Origin of the sequence: Halomonas binhaiensis (assembly GCF_008329985.2) — a bacterium.
Classification (GTDB): domain Bacteria; phylum Pseudomonadota; class Gammaproteobacteria; order Pseudomonadales; family Halomonadaceae; genus Halomonas; species Halomonas binhaiensis.
In genome coordinates this window covers 2,670,190-2,691,453 of sequence record NZ_CP038437.2, presented here as the reverse complement: position 1 = coordinate 2,691,453, position 21,264 = coordinate 2,670,190, and the positions used below count along the sequence as shown (strand labels likewise).

At 57.7% G+C, this 21,264-nt stretch carries 18 protein-coding genes and 1 tRNA gene; 14 read left to right on the top strand and 5 right to left on the bottom strand.

What is annotated here, in order from left to right; translation table 11 throughout:
• Positions 1-148 precede the first annotated feature (148 nt).
• The 5 genes from E4T21_RS11840 to E4T21_RS11820 all read right to left on the bottom strand — a co-directional run bounded on the left by E4T21_RS11840 (position 149) and on the right by E4T21_RS11820 (position 4,721).
• Positions 149-1,090: a ribose-phosphate pyrophosphokinase gene (locus E4T21_RS11840; protein ID WP_149285162.1), complete on the bottom strand. Its 942-nt coding sequence runs from the start codon at positions 1,088-1,090 to the stop codon at positions 149-151.
• Between the two features lie 58 nt (positions 1,091-1,148).
• Positions 1,149-1,223 (bottom strand) — tRNA-Gln (locus tag E4T21_RS11835).
• Positions 1,224-1,298: 75 nt separating this feature from the next.
• Entirely contained in the window at positions 1,299-2,180 is an 882-nt protein-coding gene (ispE, locus tag E4T21_RS11830; RefSeq protein ID WP_149287178.1) for a 4-(cytidine 5'-diphospho)-2-C-methyl-D-erythritol kinase, read from the bottom strand.
• A 55-nt stretch (positions 2,181-2,235) separates the two neighbouring features.
• On the bottom strand, positions 2,236-2,856 hold the full coding sequence (gene lolB / locus E4T21_RS11825; RefSeq protein WP_149285161.1) for a lipoprotein insertase outer membrane protein LolB: 621 nt from the start codon (positions 2,854-2,856) through the stop codon (positions 2,236-2,238).
• Between the two features lie 110 nt (positions 2,857-2,966).
• On the bottom strand, positions 2,967-4,721 hold the full coding sequence (locus E4T21_RS11820; protein ID WP_149285160.1) for a tetratricopeptide repeat protein: 1,755 nt from the start codon (positions 4,719-4,721) through the stop codon (positions 2,967-2,969).
• A gap of 289 nt (positions 4,722-5,010) precedes the next feature.
• Between E4T21_RS11820 and hemA the strand changes: the two genes are divergently transcribed.
• The 14 genes from hemA to E4T21_RS11750 all read left to right on the top strand — a co-directional run bounded on the left by hemA (position 5,011) and on the right by E4T21_RS11750 (position 21,214).
• Entirely contained in the window at positions 5,011-6,276 is a 1,266-nt protein-coding gene (gene hemA / locus E4T21_RS11815) for a glutamyl-tRNA reductase (protein ID WP_149285159.1), read from the top strand.
• A 114-nt stretch (positions 6,277-6,390) separates the two neighbouring features.
• Positions 6,391-7,482, top strand: a complete 1,092-nt coding sequence (gene prfA / locus E4T21_RS11810) for a peptide chain release factor 1 (RefSeq protein WP_149285158.1) — start codon at positions 6,391-6,393, stop codon at positions 7,480-7,482.
• A complete protein-coding gene (prmC, locus tag E4T21_RS11805) occupies positions 7,482-8,333 on the top strand; it encodes a peptide chain release factor N(5)-glutamine methyltransferase (protein WP_149285157.1) in 852 nt (283 codons plus the stop codon). The genes prfA and prmC overlap by 1 nt, the downstream gene beginning before the upstream one ends.
• A 232-nt stretch (positions 8,334-8,565) precedes the next feature.
• The gene (locus E4T21_RS11800; RefSeq protein ID WP_149285156.1) at positions 8,566-9,066 is read left to right on the top strand and encodes an Lrp/AsnC ligand binding domain-containing protein; all 501 of its coding nucleotides are present in this window, start codon (positions 8,566-8,568) and stop codon (positions 9,064-9,066) included.
• Complete coding sequence (locus tag E4T21_RS11795; protein ID WP_240349117.1) at positions 9,063-9,830, top strand: HesA/MoeB/ThiF family protein; 768 nt, start codon at positions 9,063-9,065, stop codon at positions 9,828-9,830. Before E4T21_RS11800 ends, E4T21_RS11795 begins: the two co-directional genes overlap by 4 nt.
• The gene (locus tag E4T21_RS11790; RefSeq protein WP_149285155.1) at positions 9,827-10,744 is read left to right on the top strand and encodes a LysR family transcriptional regulator; all 918 of its coding nucleotides are present in this window, start codon (positions 9,827-9,829) and stop codon (positions 10,742-10,744) included. The genes E4T21_RS11795 and E4T21_RS11790 overlap by 4 nt, the downstream gene beginning before the upstream one ends.
• 306 nt (positions 10,745-11,050) lie before the next feature.
• Complete coding sequence (locus E4T21_RS11785) at positions 11,051-12,343, top strand: NAD(P)/FAD-dependent oxidoreductase (protein WP_149285154.1); 1,293 nt, start codon at positions 11,051-11,053, stop codon at positions 12,341-12,343.
• Between the two features lie 29 nt (positions 12,344-12,372).
• The gene (locus tag E4T21_RS11780; RefSeq protein WP_240349116.1) at positions 12,373-13,635 is read left to right on the top strand and encodes an ABC transporter ATP-binding protein; all 1,263 of its coding nucleotides are present in this window, start codon (positions 12,373-12,375) and stop codon (positions 13,633-13,635) included.
• Between the two features lie 8 nt (positions 13,636-13,643).
• On the top strand, positions 13,644-14,612 hold the full coding sequence (locus E4T21_RS11775) for an ABC transporter permease (RefSeq protein WP_240349115.1): 969 nt from the start codon (positions 13,644-13,646) through the stop codon (positions 14,610-14,612).
• Positions 14,609-15,406 (top strand): ABC transporter permease, encoded by a 798-nt coding sequence (locus E4T21_RS11770; protein WP_149285153.1) that lies wholly within the window; start codon positions 14,609-14,611, stop codon positions 15,404-15,406. Before E4T21_RS11775 ends, E4T21_RS11770 begins: the two co-directional genes overlap by 4 nt.
• Before the next feature lie 84 nt (positions 15,407-15,490).
• On the top strand, positions 15,491-16,561 hold the full coding sequence (locus E4T21_RS11765; RefSeq protein WP_149285152.1) for an ABC transporter substrate-binding protein: 1,071 nt from the start codon (positions 15,491-15,493) through the stop codon (positions 16,559-16,561).
• Between the two features lie 117 nt (positions 16,562-16,678).
• Entirely contained in the window at positions 16,679-18,046 is a 1,368-nt protein-coding gene (locus E4T21_RS11760) for a glutamine synthetase family protein (protein ID WP_149285151.1), read from the top strand.
• A 183-nt stretch (positions 18,047-18,229) separates the two neighbouring features.
• Entirely contained in the window at positions 18,230-19,564 is a 1,335-nt protein-coding gene (locus tag E4T21_RS11755) for an NAD(P)/FAD-dependent oxidoreductase (protein WP_149285150.1), read from the top strand.
• Positions 19,565-19,942: 378 nt separating this feature from the next.
• Complete coding sequence (locus E4T21_RS11750; RefSeq protein WP_240349114.1) at positions 19,943-21,214, top strand: M20 family metallo-hydrolase; 1,272 nt, start codon at positions 19,943-19,945, stop codon at positions 21,212-21,214.
• Positions 21,215-21,264: the final 50 nt, after the last annotated feature.

The window sequence follows — 21,264 nt, the reverse complement described above, 5'->3', positions numbered from 1 at the left end:
GCGAAATGCCGATGCTTTCAAGTCAGGAAGTCACCAGAGCCCGCGACCAGACGTCTGGTGGTTCCATATAACCCCGGGTGAACCTGGGGTGCTTACCGGCACGATGTTGTTCTTTTCCCGTTCCCGCGGGGGATTCCCCGCCAAGGGATCAGTGGAACATCGCGCTGACGGATTCTTCGTTGCTGACACGACGGATCGCTTCAGCAATCAGGCCAGATACGCTGAGCTGGCGGATACGACCACTGCGACGGGCTTCGTCAGACAGCGGAATGGTATCGGTGACGACCACTTCATCCAGTACGGAGTTGGTGATGTTGTCCACCGCCGGACCCGACAGAATCGGGTGAGTGGCGTAGGCCACCACACGCTTGGCGCCGTGCTCCTTGAGCGCTTCGCCAGCCTTGCACAGGGTGCCGGCAGTATCGATCATGTCGTCTACCACCACGCAGGTGCGGTCCTGGATATCGCCGATGATATGCATCACCTGGGCCTGGTTGGCCTGGGGGCGACGCTTGTCGATGATGGCGAGATCCACGTTGAGTTGCTTGGCAATGGCCCGGGCACGAACCACGCCGCCAACGTCTGGTGATACCACGACCAGATCGTCGTAATTCTGACGCTCGATGTCATCAAGCAGGATCGGTGAGCCATAGACGTTGTCTACCGGCACATCGAAGAAGCCCTGGATCTGATCCGCATGCAGGTCCATGGTCATGACGCGATCGACACCTGCCTTGACCATCATGTCGGCAACGATCTTGGCGGAAATCGGTACGCGAGCAGAGCGCACACGACGGTCCTGACGAGCGTAGCCGAAGTAGGGAACCACGGCGGTGATGCGGGTCGCAGAAGCGCGACGCAGAGCATCAACCATCAGGATCAATTCCAGCAGGTTATCATTGGTCGGTGCACAGGTGGACTGCAGGACGAAGACGTCCTTGCCGCGCACGTTCTCGTTGATCTCTACCGCGATTTCGCCGTCGCTGAATTGACCGACCGTAGCGTTGCCCAGTCTGCTATCCAGGCTCTCGGCGACCTTTCGGGCGAGTTCGGGGTTGGCATTCCCGGCGAAAACCATCAATTTTGACACGCGCAGCCACCTTTGCTGTGTTGATCTTCGGAGTGGGCTAAAGGGCCCAGAAGAAAGTTGGCTGGGGTAGGAGGATTCGAACCTCCGAATGCCGATACCAAAAACCGGTGCCTTACCACTTGGCGATACCCCAGCAATGACGCCGTTCCGCTAGTTTCCATCCATATGAAGCAAGCCTCTATGATAGACAATGCATATATAGACGGTACTAGGCATTCAGGGCGTCCAAGAGAGGAGAACGATTAAGACCCTGCGCGATGAAAGCATGCCAGCCGGGATGGGCTGCTTCGAGCTCGCTCATCAAGCGTCGGGCTCCAGACTCGCTGCCTAGAGTGGCAAAGACACAAGCACCGGTGCCCGTCAACATGGACGGCGCCCGGGCTTTCAGCCACTCCAGAGCATGGGCCACTTCAGGGTAACGCTGCCTGACAGTTGGCTCGCAATCATTGCGCCAGTTCGACGCTCCCCCCTTGAGTGCGCGCGCCATGGTAATAGGGGGGCTGTCTCGTGTCAATTCTGGAGCATTGAATACTTCAGGTGTCGAGACGGATACTCCAGGGTGAACAACCACGAACCAGGAGGAGTCCAGTTCCACTGGGGTCAGGTGTTCACCAATGCCTTCAGCCCAGGCTGCATATCCGCGGACGAACACGGGAACATCGGCACCCAGGGTCAGCCCCAGCTCGGCCAGCTTCTCATTGGAAAGCCCCAGATGCCACAGGGCATTGAGTCCTGCCAGGGTAGAAGCGGCATCGCTGCTGCCTCCGCCGAGGCCGCCTCCCACGGGAAGTCGCTTGTCCATACGGATCGTCACGCCCTGGCGCGAGCCAGAGACTCTCTGAAGCAGGGCGGCAGCACGATAGACAAGGTTGTCTTGTGGCTTGACGCCCTCCAGGTCTCCGTGCAGCACGATGCTGTCATCGTTACGCAGGTAGAAATGCAGGCTGTCACCATGGTCAAGGAACTGGAACAGGGTTTGCAGCTCATGATAGCCGTCGTCGCGGCGTCCGATGATATGCAGCATCCTGTTCAGCTTCGCTGGAGCTGGCAGGGTGAAGCCATCTACATCGGACTGGTGGCTGGACAACATAGAGGCCGACTCATCCTTTCCTGGCGCAGTGGCATGTACAGGCGTGGACATGGACTTATTCGCTGCCTTCGCCTGCTTGCCATTGATTGACCACCAGAGTGGCTCGAATGTCACCGTAGGTCATGACCATGCGGTTAGGCAGCCAGACGCCATCCACATTCATCCAGCCACGGTAATCGATCTTCCATCCATCCTGGGACAGCGTGGCGGGGAAGCCAAGGTTATCCTCGGTGGAAGTATGAGGCTGTCCTTCCACGGGCAGGCCACGAACCCATGTCGTCAGCTGGGATACCGGCAATGACCAGCCGAGTCGCTGTTCCATCAGGGCTTCCGGCGTTTCGGCCTCGAAGCGGCCTTCGCTGTTGGTCAATGAGAAACGACCCTCGCGACCTTCCAGGGTGCTGCGACCGGCACCAAGCGGACCCGTGACGAGCAGACGGTAATAATAAGGTGTCTGTAGCCAGTCGAGGTTGGCGCTATTGGTTTCTTCGGGCGTTCGCAAACCCACCTTTCCGGTCAAGGTCCAGGAGTCGAAAGCCTTGACCTCTGCCATTTGCTGTTCCCACAGGCCGGCAGTGCGCTCAGTGGCAGCCTTGTTGGTCGCAGCTGGTGCGGCACAGCCTGCTAGCACGGAGATACACAGGGCAGCAGCAGAAAGTCGTAGCGTCTTGATCATGTCACAATCCTTGTCAGTCAGGCCGAGCAGCTATTTATATGCAGAGCAACTATTTACATACAGGGCAGCTATTACACATAAAGCAGCTATATATCAGGAGCGATGGTCGCTCAAGGGGTGATCTCGGGGCGTCGTTCCAGCAATTCATCTATATAAGGATGGTTCGGGAACTGCTCGCGTGCCACGCCGAGAATTTCTTGGGCGCGTTCGTGTTGTCCCAGGTCCCACAAGACTTCAATCAGGTGGGCAGCCACTTCCTGGTCAGGAAGGGTGTTCCAGGCCTGCTCGATCCAACGTAGAGCGGTGGTCAGGTCGCCTCGACGATAGGCAACCCAGCCGAGGCTATCCTGGATGGCGGCGCTCTGAGGATCCAGCTTGTAGGCTCTCTGGATCAAGGCTTCTGCTTCATCAAGCTCATCTGGCGAGCCTGAATCGGCAAGGGTATAACCGAGTGCGTTGAGGGCAGTGGCATTGTCCGGTTCTTGCTCGACCAGTCGGCGAAGTTCGCTCTCCGAAGTATCCATGTCGCCATTCTGCCAGGCTCGCATGGCATAGAAGTAGCGCAGGTCGCTGTCCTCGGGGGTGCGTGCCAGCTCACGCTCAAGCAGCGTGTCAGCATCTTCGCCAAGTCCCTCGTCGTCGAGCAGTTGAGCCTCGATAATCACCAGTCCGGTATAGGATTCATCATGGTGCTGGCGTTCCGAGCGCAGGAAGTCTCGGGCGTCCTGCAAGCGCCCGTCGGCGGTCAGCATGAGCGAAGCTGCCTGACGGGAAAGCAGGTAGTTCGGGCCTTCGGGTACTTGACGGTAATAGAGGAGGGCGTTGTCGATATCACCTTCTTCTTCCGCGATGGAGGCCAGCAACAGATAGGTCGCGCTGGGAGCATCGGGGTCGCCGACCAGAGGTAGCAGCAGATGTTTGACCGGTGCGGTGTGTCCCTCACTGAAATAAAGACGGGCCAGGCCTATCCTGAGCTCGGGTGTATCACCCCGCTCGGCGAGCAGGGCATCGGTACTTTTCTCAGCGGCTGCGAGGTTACCCATGCGGATATCGGCCTGGGCCAGCAGCAAGAGAAAGAGGGCGTCTTGCGGCGCCAGGTCGAGACCACGCTTCGCTGCCTGACGTGCTGCCTGTGGGTTGTCTTGTTCTAGGTTCAGGCGCGAGGTGGCCAGCCAGCGCTGGGGCATGTCGTCAGCGGTCTTGCCCAGGCGCGCCAGGCGCTGTTGGGCGTTCTTCAACTGGCCCTGGGCTGTTTCGGTCAGAGATAGCGCCAGTTCGAGATCGAGCCGTACAGGCTTGCTGGCGGGAGGTGATACCAGCGCTTCGCGCAGAATGCTGTCCATGGCGCTTGGGTCCGCTCCAGAGGCGAGAGCGGTATCAACAAAGCGAGTGATATCGCTGCGTTCGCGCGCATCAATTGCAATGATCTTCTGCTGCAGGGCCTCGCTCCAGTCACCGCGAATCGATGCCAGGGAACCCAACAGTTCTGCCGCTGCAGTGGTTTCAGGGGCAAGGGTTTGCCAGCGGCGTGCTGCCCGCTCAAGCAATTCGGGATCATCGGTGAAGCGGGCGGCGAATGTGGCACGTTTTACCAATGCCGGAGAATGGTAGCGCTCTGCAGCTTTTAGATAGCCTTCTGTCGCTCGTCGGAAGTCACCACGCTGCCCGGCCATTTCTGCCGTCAACAGGAGAGAAAGGCCTTCGGCATCCAGTCCTCTGGTGATAGGCGGCGCGTTCACCATTGGATCCTTGGGTTGAGCATCAGCGGAGGAAATGGATAGGCCCTGGCAGCCGCAGAGCAAGGCAGCGAGCGTCAGGGAAGTCAGGGGGCCCGTCAGCTGTCGAATGCGCGTGTTACTGGGCATGCAGGCCTCATCATGTCAGTCGGAGCGATCAGCGTGATGTAGAATGTAGCGATCGAGACGCTATGGCATTCTGTGATCGGCATTACATTGGAAACAGCCGTCAGCATAGCGGCTTGAGCGGGTGCAGCAAAGTTGAAAGCGATATACAGAGATGTCGCATGATGACGTAAAGAGCATCAAGGCTCAGGTGTTCAGCAATTCATATGCTAGAATATGTCGCCTTTGCGGAGTGGAGCCTGCTCAAGAAAAGGTACCATCCCAGCCATTATCTGGTGAAGACGTCTAACGCATGACCCTGCTTGCCCTTGGCATCAACCATCGTACCGCTGCCGTCGAGGTGCGCGAGAAAGTGGCCTTTGGTCCTTCGCAGCTCGATATTGCGCTGAAAGAGCTCCGTGCCTTGCCCAGAGTGCGAGAGGCAGCCGTGCTGTCTACCTGCAATCGCACCGAATTGTATTGTGTCACTGATGAAGCCGGTGAGCGCGACGTTCTGGATTGGCTGGGGCGCTTTCATGCCTTGCCGCCGGAAGAACTGCTTTCTTGCGCCTATCACTATGTCGACGGAGAAGCCGCACGACACCTGATGCGTGTAGCGGTGGGACTGGACTCCATGGTCCTCGGTGAGCCTCAGATTCTGGGTCAGATCAAGGATGCCTATCAGGCTGCTCGCACGGCCAAAGGACTCGGCGGTGAGCTGGAGCGCCTGTTCCAGCATACCTTTGCTGTGGCCAAGCAGGTACGTACCGAGACGAGCATTGGCAAGAATCCTGTCTCGGTGGCTTATGCAGCGGTCAGCCTGGCTAGCCGCATCTTCGATGATTTCTCCAAGGCCCGTGCCTTGTTGATCGGAGCCGGGGAAACGATCGAGCTGGTTGCCCGCCATCTCCATGAGGCAGGCGTCAAGACCATCACTGTCGCCAACCGCACCAAGGAACGAGCCAGCCAGCTGGCGGAAGAGTTCAACGGTCAGGCCATTTCTCTGGATGGCATTCCGGTGGCGCTGGAAGAGGCCGATATTGTCATTTCTTCTACAGCGGCACCTCTGCCCATCCTCGGCAAGGGGATGGTCGAGCGCGCGCTCAAGCGTCGTCGCCATCGCCCGGTGTTCATGGTCGATATCGCCGTGCCGCGGGATATCGAGCCTGAGGTCAGCGAATTGGGTGATGTATTTCTGTATACCGTCGATGACCTGCAAGAGGTCATCGAAGAGAACCGACGTCATCGCCAGGTCGCAGCCAACCAGGCCGAGGCATTGATCGAAAGTGGCGTCGCTCACTGGTTTCAAGAGCGCCGTATCCGCAGTGCCGGCGATGTCATTCGGGAAGTGCGGGCCAAGGGCGATGTTCTACGCAACGAGGCCGAACAGCAGGCTCTGGCGCGCCTGGCCAATGGCGAGGCACCAGAGAAAGTCATTCAGCGTCTGGCTCACCAGTTGACCAATCGTCTGCTCCATCAGCCCACCCTGTCCTTGCGTAGCGCTGCTGCGCAAGAGCGTCAGGAGCTGCTTGATGCAGCCGCTGAGCTATTGCTTGGCGACGATGAGCGCGAACATTAGGGAAACTCATCTCCTTAAGTAAGCTGCTTTGCCACGAACCTGCTTTGCCACGAACCTGCTTTGCCACAAACCTGTGTTGCGTCGCCTTTCTAACCAGAATTCAAGGATATACCGATGAAAGCTTCCCTGCGTCAGCGTCTTGATGCCTTCGTCGAGCGTTTCGAAGAACTTGCTGCACTGCTGTCAGATCCTGATGTCATTTCTGAGCAGGCACGGTTTCGTGATTATTCACGCGAGTATTCCGAGCTCGAATCGCTGGTCGAGACATGGCGCCAGTATCGGAACGTCGAGGAAGACATCGCGACGGCGGAGCTGATGGCAGAGGACGCGGATGTAGAAATGCGTGAACTAGCCCAGCTGGAACGTGAAGAGGGCAAGGAGCGTCTGGAAGCCCTGGATAGCGAGCTCAAGCGCCTGCTGGTTCCCAAGGATCCTGATGATGGGCGTAATGTCTTCCTTGAGGTACGTGCAGGAACGGGAGGCGACGAGGCTGCGCTGTTTGCCGGTGATCTGTTCCGCATGTATTCCCGTTATGCTGAAAATCAGGGCTGGAAGGTCGAGGTGGTCAGTGCCAGTCACGGTGAGCAAGGCGGCTACAAAGAGATCATTTCTCGGGTCAAGGGCGATGGGGCTTATGCCCGACTCAAGTTCGAGTCCGGAGCTCATCGTGTCCAGCGAGTACCGGCGACTGAGTCCCAGGGCCGTATCCATACCTCTGCCTGTACGGTGGCGGTGATGCCGGAAGCAGATGAAGTCACAGACGTGGATATCAATCCTTCCGACCTGCGTGTGGATACCTTCCGTTCCAGTGGGGCTGGAGGCCAGCACGTCAACACGACCGATTCGGCGATTCGTATTACCCACCTGCCTACCGGAGTCGTGGTGGAATGCCAGGAAGAGCGCAGCCAGCACAAGAACCGGGCCAAGGCAATGTCGTTGCTGGCGGCTCGCCTCAAGCAGGCGGCCCAGGACAGTCAGCGTCAGGAGCAGGCCGATGCGCGCCGCTCTCTGGTTGGCTCAGGTGATCGCAGCGAGCGTATCCGTACCTACAACTTCCCTCAGGGCCGGGTAACAGATCACCGCATCAACCTGACGCTGTACAAGCTTTCTGAAGTCATCACCGGCGATGGCCTGGATGAAGTCATCGAACCGTTGATCCATGAGTTCCAGGCCGAACAGCTGGCAGCGTTGCAGCAGGAGGTCTGATGCGCATCGATGTGCTGTTGGCCCGGGCGGCAGCGCGCCTGCAGCAGGCAGGCTCGGAGACGCCACGGCTTGATGCGGAAGTCATTGCGACCCATGTGCTGGAGGTCGATCGAACCTGGCTCTACACATGGGGTGATCGCACGATGGATGTGTTGGCCAGGGCGCGTTTCGAGGCCTTGGTGGGGGCCCGTGCCGAAGGCCAGCCTGTTGCCTACCTGACCGGTGAGCGGGAGTTCTGGGGACTGGCGCTGGAGACCTCCCGTGCCACTCTGATTCCACGCCCGGATACGGAAACACTTGTGGAGGCCGCTCTGGCTCGTGCAGAGACGGCGACAGGAGCCTTGCTGGACCTCGGCACCGGCACCGGCGCCATCGCTTTGGCGTTTGCCAGTGAGCGCCCAGGCTGGCGCGTTGAAGGGCTGGACCTTTCACCCGAAGCCGTGGCGTTGGCAACCCGCAATGCCAAGCGTCATGGACTGCAGGCAGTGTTTCGCGTTAGTGACTGGTTTGCCGCACTGAGCGATACCGAAAATTTCGAGCTGATTGTCTCCAACCCCCCCTATATTGATGTAGCGGACCCTCATCTCGGTCAGGGTGATGTGCGCTTCGAACCGTCTTCTGCATTGGTCGCTGCCGACGGAGGGCTTGCTGACCTGCGACGTATTGCGCAAGGTGCGCAGTGTCATCTGGTGCCGAATGGATGGCTGCTGGTGGAGCATGGCTATCAGCAGGGTCCTGTCGTACGTGAACTGCTGGAAGCCAGTGATTATGCGGATGTCAAAAGCCTGCTGGATCTGGCGGGGAATGAAAGAGTGACGGTTGGACGGTATCAGGCGCCCAGCCTGCCCTGATCGAAAGCCTGGAATACCCAGCGTTGATGGATGTGGATGGATCAGAAGGGTACAGAGGGATACAGTAAAAACCTTCGTCGAGATTGGTTTTAACGTGCGAGAATATGGAAAAAATGCCTGCTTGCAGGGTATTTTGGTCGATATCTCTGAGTCGTTATGGTGACAAGACCGTCGTCAAGAGGTTGTTACCATAGGCCTGCTTCACATCCCTGATTATCGAGTCATAACCACAATGAAAAGCAAAAGTCGCTCACTCGATCGTATTGATCTCAAGATTCTGCGTTGCCTGCAGGACAATGCTCGTATCTCCTATGTTGATCTTGCCACCCAAGTAGGACTTTCCACCACTCCCTGTCTGGAGCGCGTCAAGCGTCTGGAGCGTGCGGGCGTGATTCGTGGCTACAAGGCCATTCTGGATCCGCGCAAGCTCAAGGCCAACTTGCTGGTGTTCGTCGAGATCAGTCTCGAGACGCAGTCGCCGGCGGTATTCGATGAGTTTCGCCGGGCGGTCTCCAAGCTGCCGCAGATACAGGAATGCCACTTGGTATCCGGCCAGTTCGATTACATCCTGAAGTGTCGTATTCCTGAGATGTCGGCTTATCGTCAGTTGCTGGGAGATGTCGTCCTGACATTGCCGGGCGTCAAGGAGTCCAAGAGTTATGTGGTGATGGAAGAGGTCAAGGAGGACTTTACCCTGCATGTTCCCGACATCGAGGAGTTCGAGGGTAAATGAGTCAGCCTATGAATGATCGGCAATTGCTGCGTTACAGCCGCCAGATCATGTTGCCCCAGGTGGATATCGAAGGGCAGCAGCGCTTGCTCGATGGTCATGCATTGATTATCGGGGCTGGTGGCCTGGGCTCACCGGTAGTGCTGTATCTGGCCGCAGCAGGTGTCGGACAACTGACCATTGCTGATGCGGATGAAGTGGAAATCTCCAACCTCCAGCGCCAGATCGCCCATCATGAAGCGGATCTGGGCGTCAACAAGGCCGCATCAGCGGCCGCATCAGCACAGGCATTGAACTCCGATTGTCGAATTCATGTGGTGAAGCGTTTTCTCAATGACGCAGAACTGCTCGAGGCAGCTCGACAGGCCGATGTGGTACTGGATTGCACCGATCGCTTTTCCAGCCGCTATGCCATCAATGCCGCTTGCATGGAGGCGGGAGTACCCCTGGTATCTGGCGCAGCAATCCGCTTTTCCGGGCAGGTCGCGGTATTCGATCCACGTGACGCACAAAGCCCTTGCTATGCCTGCCTGTATCCCCCGAATGACCAGGGCGATGAGGCATTGTCCTGTGCCGAGAGTGGTGTCATCGCACCGCTGGTCGGCATGATCGGCAGCTTCCAGGCGCTTGAAGCCATCAAGCTGCTTGCCAGGTCAGGCTCCCCCCATGGCGGACTATCCACTTTCGATGGCTTGAGCGGTGAATGGCGTCACTTTCGCCTGGCCAAGGATCCCGCCTGCCCAGTGTGCAACAGCCGTCCATTATGAAGCCCCAGCGTCCATCTCCGTCTCCGGTCACCGATTTTGATATCCGCTTGCTGCGAGTGTTCAAGACCGTAGCGGAGTGTGGCGGATTTTCCGCTGCGGAAGGGGAGCTTGGTATCAGCCGCTCTGCGATCAGTCTACATATGGGCGACCTGGAAAAACGTCTGGGACTCAAGCTGTGCAAGAGAGGGCGAGGCGGCTTTGCCCTGACCGAAGAAGGGCACGAAGTGCTGCAAGGGGCTCGCCGGTTGCTGGCTGGCCTCGAAGCCTTCCGTACCGAGGTCAATGCCCTGCATCACAATTTACGCGGCGAGCTCAACATTGGCATCACTGACACTCTGGTCAGCTATCCGGAAATGCGTATTACCCATTCCCTGGCTCGGCTCAAGGCAGAAGGACCCGGAGTGCGCATCAATATCCACATGGATCCACCAGGGGAGATCGCCAGGGCCGTGCTCGATGGGCGCCTGCATGTCGGAGTGGTGCCGGAAGTCAATCTGCCTACCAGTGTGGAGACGCTGGCGCTCTATGGTGAGCATTCGAGTCTCTATTGCGGCTGTGAGCATCCTCTGTTCCATGCTGCAGAACCTGAGCCAGCCGAGCTGGCGCAATGGGATGCGGTAGTGCCGTCGTATCCACTTCCAGAGTCTGGACGTGAAGCGCTTGCCTGGCTGACAGGCACCGCGACGGCCTCCGACAGGGAAGGGGCCGCGTTTCTGATTCTGACCGGAGCCTACCTGGGATACTTGCCAGATCATCAAGCGGCTGCCTGGGTGGCAGAAGGGCGTCTGCGCCTGCTCTGTGCTGGAAAGGCAGGCTATTCGACGCCATTTGTTGCCATCACTCGCCGCGATCGTAGCCCTCACCGGGTGCTGGAAGCCTTTTTGCAGGTATTGACGAAAGAGCCCTCCCGATAGCGCAGGTATCCATGCAACAGGTGCGTGCCAGCATGTCATAAGAACATGGCACAAGTGTTCATCAATATGGTCGAAGCGCTATAAGGCTGGTGCGGTGAGTGTAATGCCTGAAAGACCCGTGGCTGTAGGGTTAGTGCGGTTAGTTATGGAATGACTGACCTTTGGGTGAATGATTTGTTGTTATCGAATACTTGACATTTCCCCTTGTGCTGATGTCACACTGACAGAGGTGGCGCTGACCTTGAGTCGGCATCATCACAACGAGTTTCGATAGACAACAATAAGCGCAATCAAGACGGACTCTTTATGACTGCTGTATCGTCGTTCGCGACTCCTGCCTCCTGGTACCGTGATTCCGTTGCGGTCGACCTGGCCCCCTGTACTCCTCTGAAAGGTGATGTTCGAGCCGATGTCTGTGTGATCGGTGCCGGCATCACGGGCTGTTCTGCCGCATTGCACCTGGCCGAACGAGGCTATCGTGTCGTTATCCTTGAGGCCTACGACGTGGGTCACGGTGCTTCTGGCCGCAGTGGTGGCCAGATCCTGCCTGGCCTGGGAACGGATATCGCCACGGTTGAACAGGCGCTGGGCCATTCGGCCGCCAAGGATATCTGGGAAATGAGCCGGGAGGCGGTACGCCTCACCGCAGAACTGGTCGAACGCCATCAGATTCCTTGCGATCTTTCCTGGGGCTATCTGCATGCTGCGGTCAAGCCTCGCCATGTCAAGGAGTTGCGCGAATACCAACAGCGCATGGCGCGTGATTATGACTACCAGGCTCTGGAATGGCGTGAAGGGGACGCCTTGCGTGAGCATGTGGTCACGGACGCCTATCCGGCTGCGCTGTGGGAGAGCGAGGCAGGGCACCTGCACCCCCTCAACTACACACTGGGATTGGCCCGCGCGGCTCAACAGGCTGGTGTGGTCATTCATAGCGAAAGTCCTGTCGTCGACATCAGGCAGGGGCGTCCTGCCTCCGTGGTGACTCGCCAGGGTCGAGTGACGGCCGATCAGGTCATCGTTGCCACCAATGCTTATGGCAACGGACTGGTGCCACAGCTTAGTGGGCGCATCATGCGCTGTGCCAACTACATGATTGCAACGGCTCCCATGACACCGGAACAGGCTGCCCTGGTGCTGCCGAAGAATGATGCCCTGTCGGATGCCAACTTCGTTCTCGATTACTACCGCCTGTCGGCTGATCGCCGCCTGATCTATGGCGGGGAAGTGAGTTATGACGGAAACCCACCAAAAGGCCTGGATTCGCGCATTGATAACAAGATCCGTCACCTGTTCCCGGTGCTCGACAATATCGCCATCGAGTATCGCTGGGGCGGCGACATCGCCATCACGTTAAACCGTGCACCGGATTTCGGCCGTCTGGACAACAACCTCTATTACGCCCAGGGCTACTCCGGTCATGGCATGGCGATGGCCGGACTGGCCGGCAAGTTGCTGTCCGAAACCATTGCCGGACAAAGCGAGCGGTTCGATATCTTCGCCGCCATGCCACATCGGCACTTTCCCGGTGGGCGCTGGTTGCGCACTCCGTTACTGGTACTTGCCACTAATTTCTACAAGCTGCGCGACCGCCTGTGAATGGCCGCCCGACATACGAGGACGATTCCATGACCGAGATGACGACGAGTGCCCACAGCGGGGGTATGAAAGGTGCCCACAGCGGGGGTATGAAGAATGCCCACAGCGGGGGTGAAAACAGTCTCCACAGCGAAGGTGGGAGCGCTTCCCTTGGTGATGAGACCGGCAGCAAGGCCCAAGACGCTGTCCATGAAGCGTCCAGAGAGAATGTTTCTCGACGACAAGCATCGTCGATCCAGATGCAAGGACTGCACAAGCGCTTTGGCAAGGACACCGTTGCCCTGAATGGTGTCGATCTGGACATAGAGGCGGGTGAGTTCTTCACCTTGCTGGGGCCTTCGGGCTGCGGCAAGACCACGATGCTGCGTATTCTTGCCGGTCTCGAAGAGGCGGACGATGGCCGCCTGACCATCGGTGGCAAGGATGTGACGGAAGTTCCTCCGCATCATCGTAGTGTCAACACGGTCTTCCAATCCTATGCCTTGTTTCCCCATCTCTCGGTACGCGAGAACCTGGCTTTCGGTCTCAAGATGCGGGGTGTGCCTCAGGCACAGCGTGAGGAGAAAGTGGCGGAAATTGCCCACTTTATTCACCTGGGCGACCTGATCGATCGCCGCATCGATCAGCTTTCCGGGGGCCAGAAGCAACGTATTGCCCTGGCCAGGGCATTGGTCTGTGAACCAGATGTCCTGCTGCTGGACGAGCCGCTGTCGGCTCTGGATGCTGGCCTGCGCAGCCAACTGCAGGTAGAGCTGCTGAGAGTGCAGAAACGTCTGGGCATGACCTTTGTCTTCGTTACCCACGATCAGGACGAGGCCATGGTCATGTCCGATCGTATTGCCGTGCTCAATGGCGGCAATATCCAGCAGGTCGGCGCCCCGCGTGATGTCTATGAGCGTCCAGCCAATGCGTTTGTTGCCCGTTTCATGGGACACGACAACCTGTACCGGATCATGGCTCGACAAGGTGGCCGGTTGACGACTGAAATCGGGGAGCTGGAAGTCGAAGAGCTGGAAATCGAAGAGGGCAATCAACACGCTGCCCAGGGAGAACTGGTGCTGATTCGCCCGGAGACGCTGGACCTCAAGCCTGGGCGAGCAGAGGGCGTCAATCATCTGCCGGGTCGGATCACCGAGCGGCTCTATCGTGGCAGCCATGCCGAATTCCGCATCGAAATTGGTTCGGTCGTGTTGCAGGCGACAGTCAACAATCGTGGTCGTCACCTACCTGAGGTGGGCGATGAAGTGACGGTCGTTGTCGCTGCTGAAGACCTTGTGACTCTGAGCGAGTGAGGTAAGTCATGTCGACAAGCGATACGCGCATTCCCACTCGACAGCGTGCCGTGGCCAATGCTGGTGGCGCAGCGGTCAGTACCCGTAGCCGTGCCATGGTGATGGAAGCACGCCATCTGCTGTTTACGGTAAGTCCTGGCGCGGCCTGGATCATCGTCTTTCTGGTACTACCTAGCGTCTATCTGATGGCGGTAGCCTTCATGAGCAATGGCCCGTATGGCCTGCCGCAGATGCCGCTGTCCGTGGATTCGTTCAAGCAGTTGAGCGGTTTCGGCTTTCTCGGCTGGAGCCCAGGTAACCTCTACACCTTGCTGCGCTCCCTATGGCAGACATTCCTGTCCACGGTGCTGGTCGTCATCGTGGCCTATCCGATTGCCTATTACATCACTACCTGTCGCGAGAAGTGGCGCCCGATCATGCTGTTGGCCGTGGTGGTGCCTTCCTGGACCAATCAGGTGATTCGTACCTTCGGCTGGATGAACCTGCTCGCTCCAAATACGCCGCTTTCCGATTTGGCCAGTACGCTTGGGCTGATTTCACCCAACATGGGGCTGTATCCCTCCAATTTCGCCGTGACACTGGGCCTGGTCTACAACTTCCTGCCTTTCATGGTGTTGCCGCTGTATGCGGCTTTTGAAAAGCTCGATACCGCCCAGGTAGAGGCTGCTCAAGACCTTTATGCCTCACCGTTGAAGGCTTTCTGGCATGCCGTCTTCCCTCAGACCCTGCCTGGGCTTTTGGCGGGGGTGGTGCTGGTCGCGATCCCGGCCTTCGGCATGTATGTCATTCCCGAGCTGCTTGGGGGCGGCAAAGGAATGATGCTGGGCAACCTGGTGGCGACACAGTTCTCGGGAGGCTCCAACTGGCCGCTTGGCGCTGCCGGCGCCATCCTGATGCTGATTGCTACCTTTATCGGCCTGTTCGCCATGCGGCGCATTGGTAAACGACTGGGCGGTGGTGAGGAGGTCGTGATATGAACAAGCGCAGTTTCAAGCGGGGCCTCAAGGGGTTCTGGTGGCTGACCATGGCCTTCATGTATCTGCCCCTGGCCGTGGTGATGTTGTTCTCGTTCAATGCCGCCAACAGTGCAGCACACTTCACCGGCTTTTCATTACGCTGGTACACCAAGCTTCTCGCCAATCAGGAAATCATCAATGCCATTGGCAATACCCTGGTGCTGGCTATCGTGTCTTCGGTGATTGCTCTGGTCATTGGCTGCTTGATTGGCTACGGCATGTATCGTCATCGCCATCGTAAACTGGGCTGGCTGATCATCCTGATCTATCTGCCCATTGTGCTGCCGGATATCGTCTTCGGTATTTCCGAGATGGCTTTCTTTGTCCAGATCCACCAGCTCACCGGCTTTCTCAAGCCTGGTCTTGGTACCATGATCATTGCCCATGTGACCTTTGAGATTCCGTTCGTGGCGTTGATCGTCTATTCCCGTTTCGTCGGGTTGGATCCGACCCTGTTCGAGGCCGCCAAGGATCTCTATGCCACGCCATTCAAACGGGTCATGCATTTCATGTTGCCGACCATCAAGCCAGCGCTGATATCGGCCTTTTTCCTGTCCTTTACTCTGTCGGTGGATGACTTTGTCATCAGCTTCTTCACTTCAGGGCCGGAAAGTGCAACGTTGCCGATTTATATCTGGAGTGCGATCAAGAAGGGCATCTCACCGGAGATCAATGCGATTGCTACCTTGATGATAGGGGCCGTGGCTCTGGCTGCCATCATGAGCTTGCTGTTGAGTCGCCGCCGGGCTGCTTGAGCCAGGCTTTCATCATCACCACATGAACCAGCTAGATGAACTCACCATGCGCTTATCCATACCAATAAGAAGGGGTGCTTGATCATGATCCATCGCAAGACGCGTGCCGCCCTGGCGGTCACTCTTGGAGGCCTGATGTTGGCCGGGGCGGCCCAGGCCGAAGAAGGCAAGTTGTACCTGTTCAACTGGACAGAGTACATGGACCCCGAGATCATCGAGGCCTTCGAGCAGAAGTACGACGTCGAAGTGGTGCAGAACTACTTCAATGGCTTGCCGGAAATGTTCGCCAAGCTCAATTCAGGCGGTGTGTCCCAATACGACATCATCGTGCCGTCCAACTATTTTGTGCCGCGTTTGATCGAGTCAGGATTGGTGCAGAAGCTGGACCATTCCAAGATACCCAACTTCGACAATGTCATGGATCAGTTCAAGGACCCGAGCTACGATCCGGGTGCCGAGTACACGGCACCTTATCAATGGGGAACGACCGGGCTGATCTACAATACCGAGACATTCCCCGATGCCGAGCCAAGCTGGTCGCTCATGTTCGACCCTGAAGTCAATAGCGACTATCCCTTTGCCCTGATTGGCGATGGCCAGGTTGCCACGGGGGCGGCTTGTGCCTACCTGGGCAAGGGCTATGACTGCTCCGATCCTGAAGACTGGAAGGAAGCCGCCAAGCTGATCATCGAGACCAAGCATCGTGACAACTTCTCAGGTTTCACCGATGGCACACCGGCCTTGCAGCAGTTGTCTCGTGGAGTGGCTCATGTAGGCATGACCTTCAATGGCGACTATCTGCTGTTTGCCGACGAGGATCCGGAAGCGTTCAAGAACCTCAAGTTCGTGGTTCCCAAAGAAGGCGCCGAGATGTGGGTGGACTCGATGATGATTCCGTCCAAAGCGCCTAATCCCGATCTGGCCCACAAGTTCATCAACTTCATTCTGGATGCTGAAGTTGGTGCTCAGTTGTCCAACTTCAACTACTACGCTAGCCCTAACAAAGCGGCTCAGCCGTATCTTGACGAGGTGCTGACCCAGCCGCCCAGCATGCCCACGGATGAGGAAATGGAGCGCTTGCGTTTTACCCCCAGCCTGGAAGGGCAGCAGTTGCAGATGTTCCAGCAACTGTGGTCTGAGGTGAAAGCGCGGTAAGGATACCGAGGCGGCTGGCAAGCATGATGATCTGTCATCGTAGCACTGCCGGTTGCCTCGATGAACCCCGGATATGCCGGGGTTCATCCAACGATAAACAACACTCGGAAAACTCATATGAGTAACCGCCAGGAAACACCAGAACTCAACGACTGGTTCAAGCAGCACGGTATTACCGAGGTGGAATGCCTCGTGACGGACCTCACCGGTATTCTCAAGGGCAAGATCATTCCTGCCGGAAAGTACCTCAATGGTGGTCGACCACGCTTGCCGGATTCCATCTTCATCCAGACTGTTACCGGGGGATACCCCGATGATGAGGACATCCGCTTCTGGAACCCCGCCGAGCGGGACATGGAGCTGGTGGCCGATCCCAATGCCGTGTTCCTGGTACCTTGGGCGGATGATCCCACTGCCCAGATCATTCATGACTGCTATTACCTTACCGGTGAGCCGGTAGAGCTGTCACCGCGCTATGTGTTGAAGCGGGTACTGGATCTCTACCATGCCCGAGGCTGGCGTCCCATCGTGGCGCCGGAAGCTGAGTTCTACCTGGTCAAGACCAATACGGATTCCGACTATCCGCTCGAGCCTCCGATTGGCCGTAGTGGTCGTCAGGAAAGCAGCCGCCAGTCCTTTTCCATCGATGCGGTCAACGAGTTCGACCCATTGTTCGAAGAGATGTACGACTACTGCGATGCCATGAACCTGGACCTGGATACCCTTATCCATGAAGAAGGGGCAGGGCAGATGGAAGTCAACTTCCAGCATGGTGATCCGTTGGCGTTGGCCGACCAGGTGGTGCTGTTCAAGCGTGTGTTGCGGGAAACGGCATTGCGTCATGGCATGTATGCCACCTTCATGGCCAAGCCGATGGCCAACCAGCCCGGCAGTTCCATGCATATCCATCAAAGCCTGGTGGATGCCCAGGATGGCCATAATGTCTTCGTTGCTGAAGACGGCCAACCCAGCCGCCTGTTCCACTATTTCATTGGCGGTCTTCAGCGTTACCTGCCATCGGCCATGCCGTTGCTGGCACCTAACGTCAATTCCTATCGCCGCTTGATGCGTACCGAGAGCAGCGGCTCGGCCCCGATCAATGTGGAATGGGGCATGGACAACCGCACAGTAGGCCTGCGCGTACCCGTCTCAGGCCCTGAGGCAACGCGTGTCGAGAACCGTCTGGCAGGCGCCGATGCGAATCCTTATCTGGTGATGGCCGCGTCCTTGGCATGCGGCTACCTGGGGATGATTGGTCAGCTCGAACCACGCCCGCCCATGGTCGGGTCGGCCTGGTCAGGTGGCAACAAGCTGCCTGATGATATTGGCCCGGCGCTGGACTTGCTGGGAGAATGCTCGGCACTGGCCGATATTCTTGGCGAGCGTTTCCTCAACAGTTATCTGGCGGTGAAGCGTGCCGAGCACCGGGAATACTTCCAGATCATCAGTTCCTGGGAGAGGGAGCACCTGCTGCTTCGGGTATAAGTCCGGGACCGCATTGGCTATTTCGCTTGTATCGGGCGATGGTTCACGACCATCGCCCGTTTTTGTGCATGGCGGATTGTTCTTTGATGGTGATTATTTGATGCCTAAAACGTTGGATTTATCGCCGATGAGCCTTAGAATGGCTCAAAGTGTCAAATAAAATAACCATTCTTGGAGTCTGCCATGTCTGCGACCTCAACGGTGAACCGCACCGCATCAACCTCTCACGGTGTTGCTCCAGCCACGCAACACGCAGCTTCCTGGTATGCCGCTTCGGCCAATTCGTCTCCTGAGCGACCTGCCCTGAGTGGCGAAGTGAGTTGTGATGTGTGCGTCGTAGGAGCCGGGTTCAGTGGCATTTCCTCGGCGCTGCATCTGGCGGAGAAAGGGGTGAAGGTGGTGGTCCTCGAGGCGGCCAGGGTGGGCTATGGGGCCTCCGGACGCAACGGCGGCCAGATCGTCAACAGCTACAGCCGTGACATGGATGTCATCGAGCAAAAGTATGGCGAAACCGCAGCTCGTGCTTTGGGTGACATGGCCTTCGAAGGTAACAGCATCATCCGTGAGCGGATTGCCAAATACGCTATCCAGTGCGATCTGCGAGAAGGCAACCTGTTCGCTGCCTGCAACAGCAAGCAGTTGCAAGGACTCAAGGAGCACAAGGCGTTGTGGGAGCGTTACGGCAATCGCCAACTGGAATTGCTGGAAGGCGATGCCTACAAGCGCGAAGTGGGGAGTGACCGTTATAGTGGCGTGTTGATCGACCACTCCGGTGGCCATATGCACCCGCTCAACCTGGTGCTTGGTGAAGCGGCTGCCTTCGAATCGCTGGGTGGCGTGATCTATGAGCAGAGTCCGGTGATCAAGCTGGAACATGGTCAACCCGTGACGATCAGAACCGCTCAAGGCGTGGTCAAGGCTGAACGTGTGGTGATGGCCGGTAACGCCTACATGAGTGGCGTGATGCCCGAGCTGGAAGCCAAGTCGATGCCATGCGGCACCCAGATCATCACCACCGAACCTCTGGAAGAAGAACTGGCCAAGCGCTTGTTGCCCAACAACATTGCTGTCGAAGACTGCAATTATCTGCTGGACTACTACCGCCTGACGCGCGACAACCGCCTGATCTATGGCGGTGGCGTCAATTACGGCGGCGAAGATCCTGCCGATATCGAGGCAGTGATTCGCCCCAAGATGCTCAAGACCTTCCCGGAACTGTCCTCGGTCAAGGTGGACTACGCCTGGAGTGGCACCTTCCTGATGACCCTGAACCGCTTACCTCAGTTTGGCGTGATCAATGACAACGTCTACTACGTGCAAGGCTATTCCGGCCACGGCGTCACCTGCACCCATCTGGCGGGTCGCTTGATTGCCGAAGTCATGACCGGGCGTGACGAACGTTTCGATGCCTTTGCTGGATTACCACACCTGCCGTTCCCTGGTGGCCGTATGTTGCGGGTGCCGCTATCGGCAATTGGGGCCTGGTACTATGAAACGCGTGACAAGCTGGGCATCTGAGCTGAAAGGCGACTGAGCTCGTCAGCCTGCGGACAGTCTCCAGTCCGAACAGAAAACCGCTTCTAAGATGGCTCCATCCTGTCGGGATACATTCCGTGTCTCCTGGCAGGGTGGGGCCATTTTGTTGTTGGAGTCCATTGTTTCTTGGAGCCAATGGATAGTTCATCGCTGAGTCCATAGCTATTCGGCGCCGGGTTTCCATGCCTGTTCATGAAATGGGGTTGCTAGTGATGAGTCGAAATCGACTCAATGATGGTGAAGGTACCATCAGTGCTGACAAAGGATGTTGTTTAATGCATTGATTTTAAATAGTTACTCTGCTGGTGGAATGAAATATGCCTTTTTAGGTCATCCACCTGACACAGAGGACGGCGTTACGTGAGCAATATTCCCTTCACCACCCATGACGGCCAAGAACACCCCGAGATCAATGCCGATCGCTTATGGGCGTCGCTGCTGGACATGGCGCGAATCGGGCCGTCACCGAATGGTGGCAGTCGACGCCTGGCATTGACGGCAGAAGATGTGGCCGGACGTCGGCTGCTGCTGGATTGGGCCGAGGCGCTGGGGTGTCGGTGGCGGAGTGATGCTGCGGGCAACCTGTTCATTCGCCGTGATGGTGAGGAACCTGGGTTGGACCCTGTGGCCATGGGGAGCCACCTGGATACTCAACCCCTGGGAGGGCGCTTCGATGGCGTTCTCGGTGTGCTGGCAGGGCTGGAAGTCCTGCGCACCCTGCATGAACGCCAGATTCGTACCCGACGCGCCCTGGAACTCGTGGTATGGACCAATGAGGAAGGTAGTCGCTTCTCTCCGGCCATGGGAGGGAGTGGGGCCTGGACAGGGCGTCTACCGCTTGAACAGTTCCTTGCCGCTGCCGATAAACAGGGAATCAGCCTGGGCAGTGCACTTGCTGAAAGCGGTCAGGCAGGGACGTTGGCACAGGGGGAGCCGAATCTCGACGCCTACTTTGAGCTGCACATCGAGCAGGGACCAGTGCTCGAGGAGCAAGGGCAGCCGATGGCGGTGGTCAATGGCGTACAGGGGATTCGCTGGTATGACCTGATCTTCCGTGGGCAATCCGCCCATGCTGGACCGACACCAATGAACTACCGCCACGACCCGCTGATGGCGGCGACAGCTTTCATCCACAAGCTGCGCCAGACCATTCTTGCCGACAGCAGCCAGGCGGCCCGCCTGACAGTAGGTGATATTGAGGTGGCTGACCCCTCCCGCAATGCGGTGCCAGAGGTGGTGCGGTTGTCGGTGGATATTCGTCATATCGACGATGGACAGCTTGAATACCTGCACGAACAGCTCATCGCCCTGGCCAGGTCGTCGGCTGCCCTGGAAGGTGTGGAGGTCGATGTCGAACCGGTCTGGCACTCCCCGGTAACTCACTTCGACAGCACCTTGGTCAGCGCGGTGCAGGATGCTGCAGAACAACGAGGCTACTCCATTCCCATCATGATGAGTGGTGCTGGACACGATGCGGTGAATCTATCCCATGTGACCCCTACAGTAATGATCTTCATTCCCTGCCGCGATGGCATCAGTCACAACGAAGCTGAGTATGCCGAGCCGCAGCATTGTGCCCTGGGCACTCAACTCCTGTGTGACGCGGTGTTACAGAGAGCCAATCGCGATTGAGTCGAAATCGACTCAGTGAGTCGAAATCGAATCAGGGCTCAAGTCATCGA

Excerpts from the sequence above, each read along its gene's own strand:
- ispE (WP_149287178.1), bottom strand. The coding sequence starts at position 2,180 with ATGTTGTCCAGCCACCAGTCCGATGTAGATGGCTTCACCCTGCCAGCT.
- lolB (WP_149285161.1), bottom strand. The coding sequence starts at position 2,856 with ATGATCAAGACGCTACGACTTTCTGCTGCTGCCCTGTGTATCTCCGTG.
- E4T21_RS11820 (WP_149285160.1), bottom strand. The coding sequence starts at position 4,721 with ATGCCCAGTAACACGCGCATTCGACAGCTGACGGGCCCCCTGACTTCC.
- hemA (WP_149285159.1), top strand. The coding sequence starts at position 5,011 with ATGACCCTGCTTGCCCTTGGCATCAACCATCGTACCGCTGCCGTCGAG.
- prfA (WP_149285158.1), top strand. The coding sequence starts at position 6,391 with ATGAAAGCTTCCCTGCGTCAGCGTCTTGATGCCTTCGTCGAGCGTTTC.
- prmC (WP_149285157.1), top strand. The coding sequence starts at position 7,482 with ATGCGCATCGATGTGCTGTTGGCCCGGGCGGCAGCGCGCCTGCAGCAG.
- E4T21_RS11800 (WP_149285156.1), top strand. The coding sequence starts at position 8,566 with ATGAAAAGCAAAAGTCGCTCACTCGATCGTATTGATCTCAAGATTCTG.
- E4T21_RS11795 (WP_240349117.1), top strand. The coding sequence starts at position 9,063 with ATGAGTCAGCCTATGAATGATCGGCAATTGCTGCGTTACAGCCGCCAG.
- E4T21_RS11790 (WP_149285155.1), top strand. The coding sequence starts at position 9,827 with ATGAAGCCCCAGCGTCCATCTCCGTCTCCGGTCACCGATTTTGATATC.
- E4T21_RS11785 (WP_149285154.1), top strand. The coding sequence starts at position 11,051 with ATGACTGCTGTATCGTCGTTCGCGACTCCTGCCTCCTGGTACCGTGAT.
- E4T21_RS11780 (WP_240349116.1), top strand. The coding sequence starts at position 12,373 with ATGACCGAGATGACGACGAGTGCCCACAGCGGGGGTATGAAAGGTGCC.
- E4T21_RS11775 (WP_240349115.1), top strand. The coding sequence starts at position 13,644 with ATGTCGACAAGCGATACGCGCATTCCCACTCGACAGCGTGCCGTGGCC.
- E4T21_RS11770 (WP_149285153.1), top strand. The coding sequence starts at position 14,609 with ATGAACAAGCGCAGTTTCAAGCGGGGCCTCAAGGGGTTCTGGTGGCTG.
- E4T21_RS11765 (WP_149285152.1), top strand. The coding sequence starts at position 15,491 with ATGATCCATCGCAAGACGCGTGCCGCCCTGGCGGTCACTCTTGGAGGC.
- E4T21_RS11760 (WP_149285151.1), top strand. The coding sequence starts at position 16,679 with ATGAGTAACCGCCAGGAAACACCAGAACTCAACGACTGGTTCAAGCAG.
- E4T21_RS11755 (WP_149285150.1), top strand. The coding sequence starts at position 18,230 with ATGTCTGCGACCTCAACGGTGAACCGCACCGCATCAACCTCTCACGGT.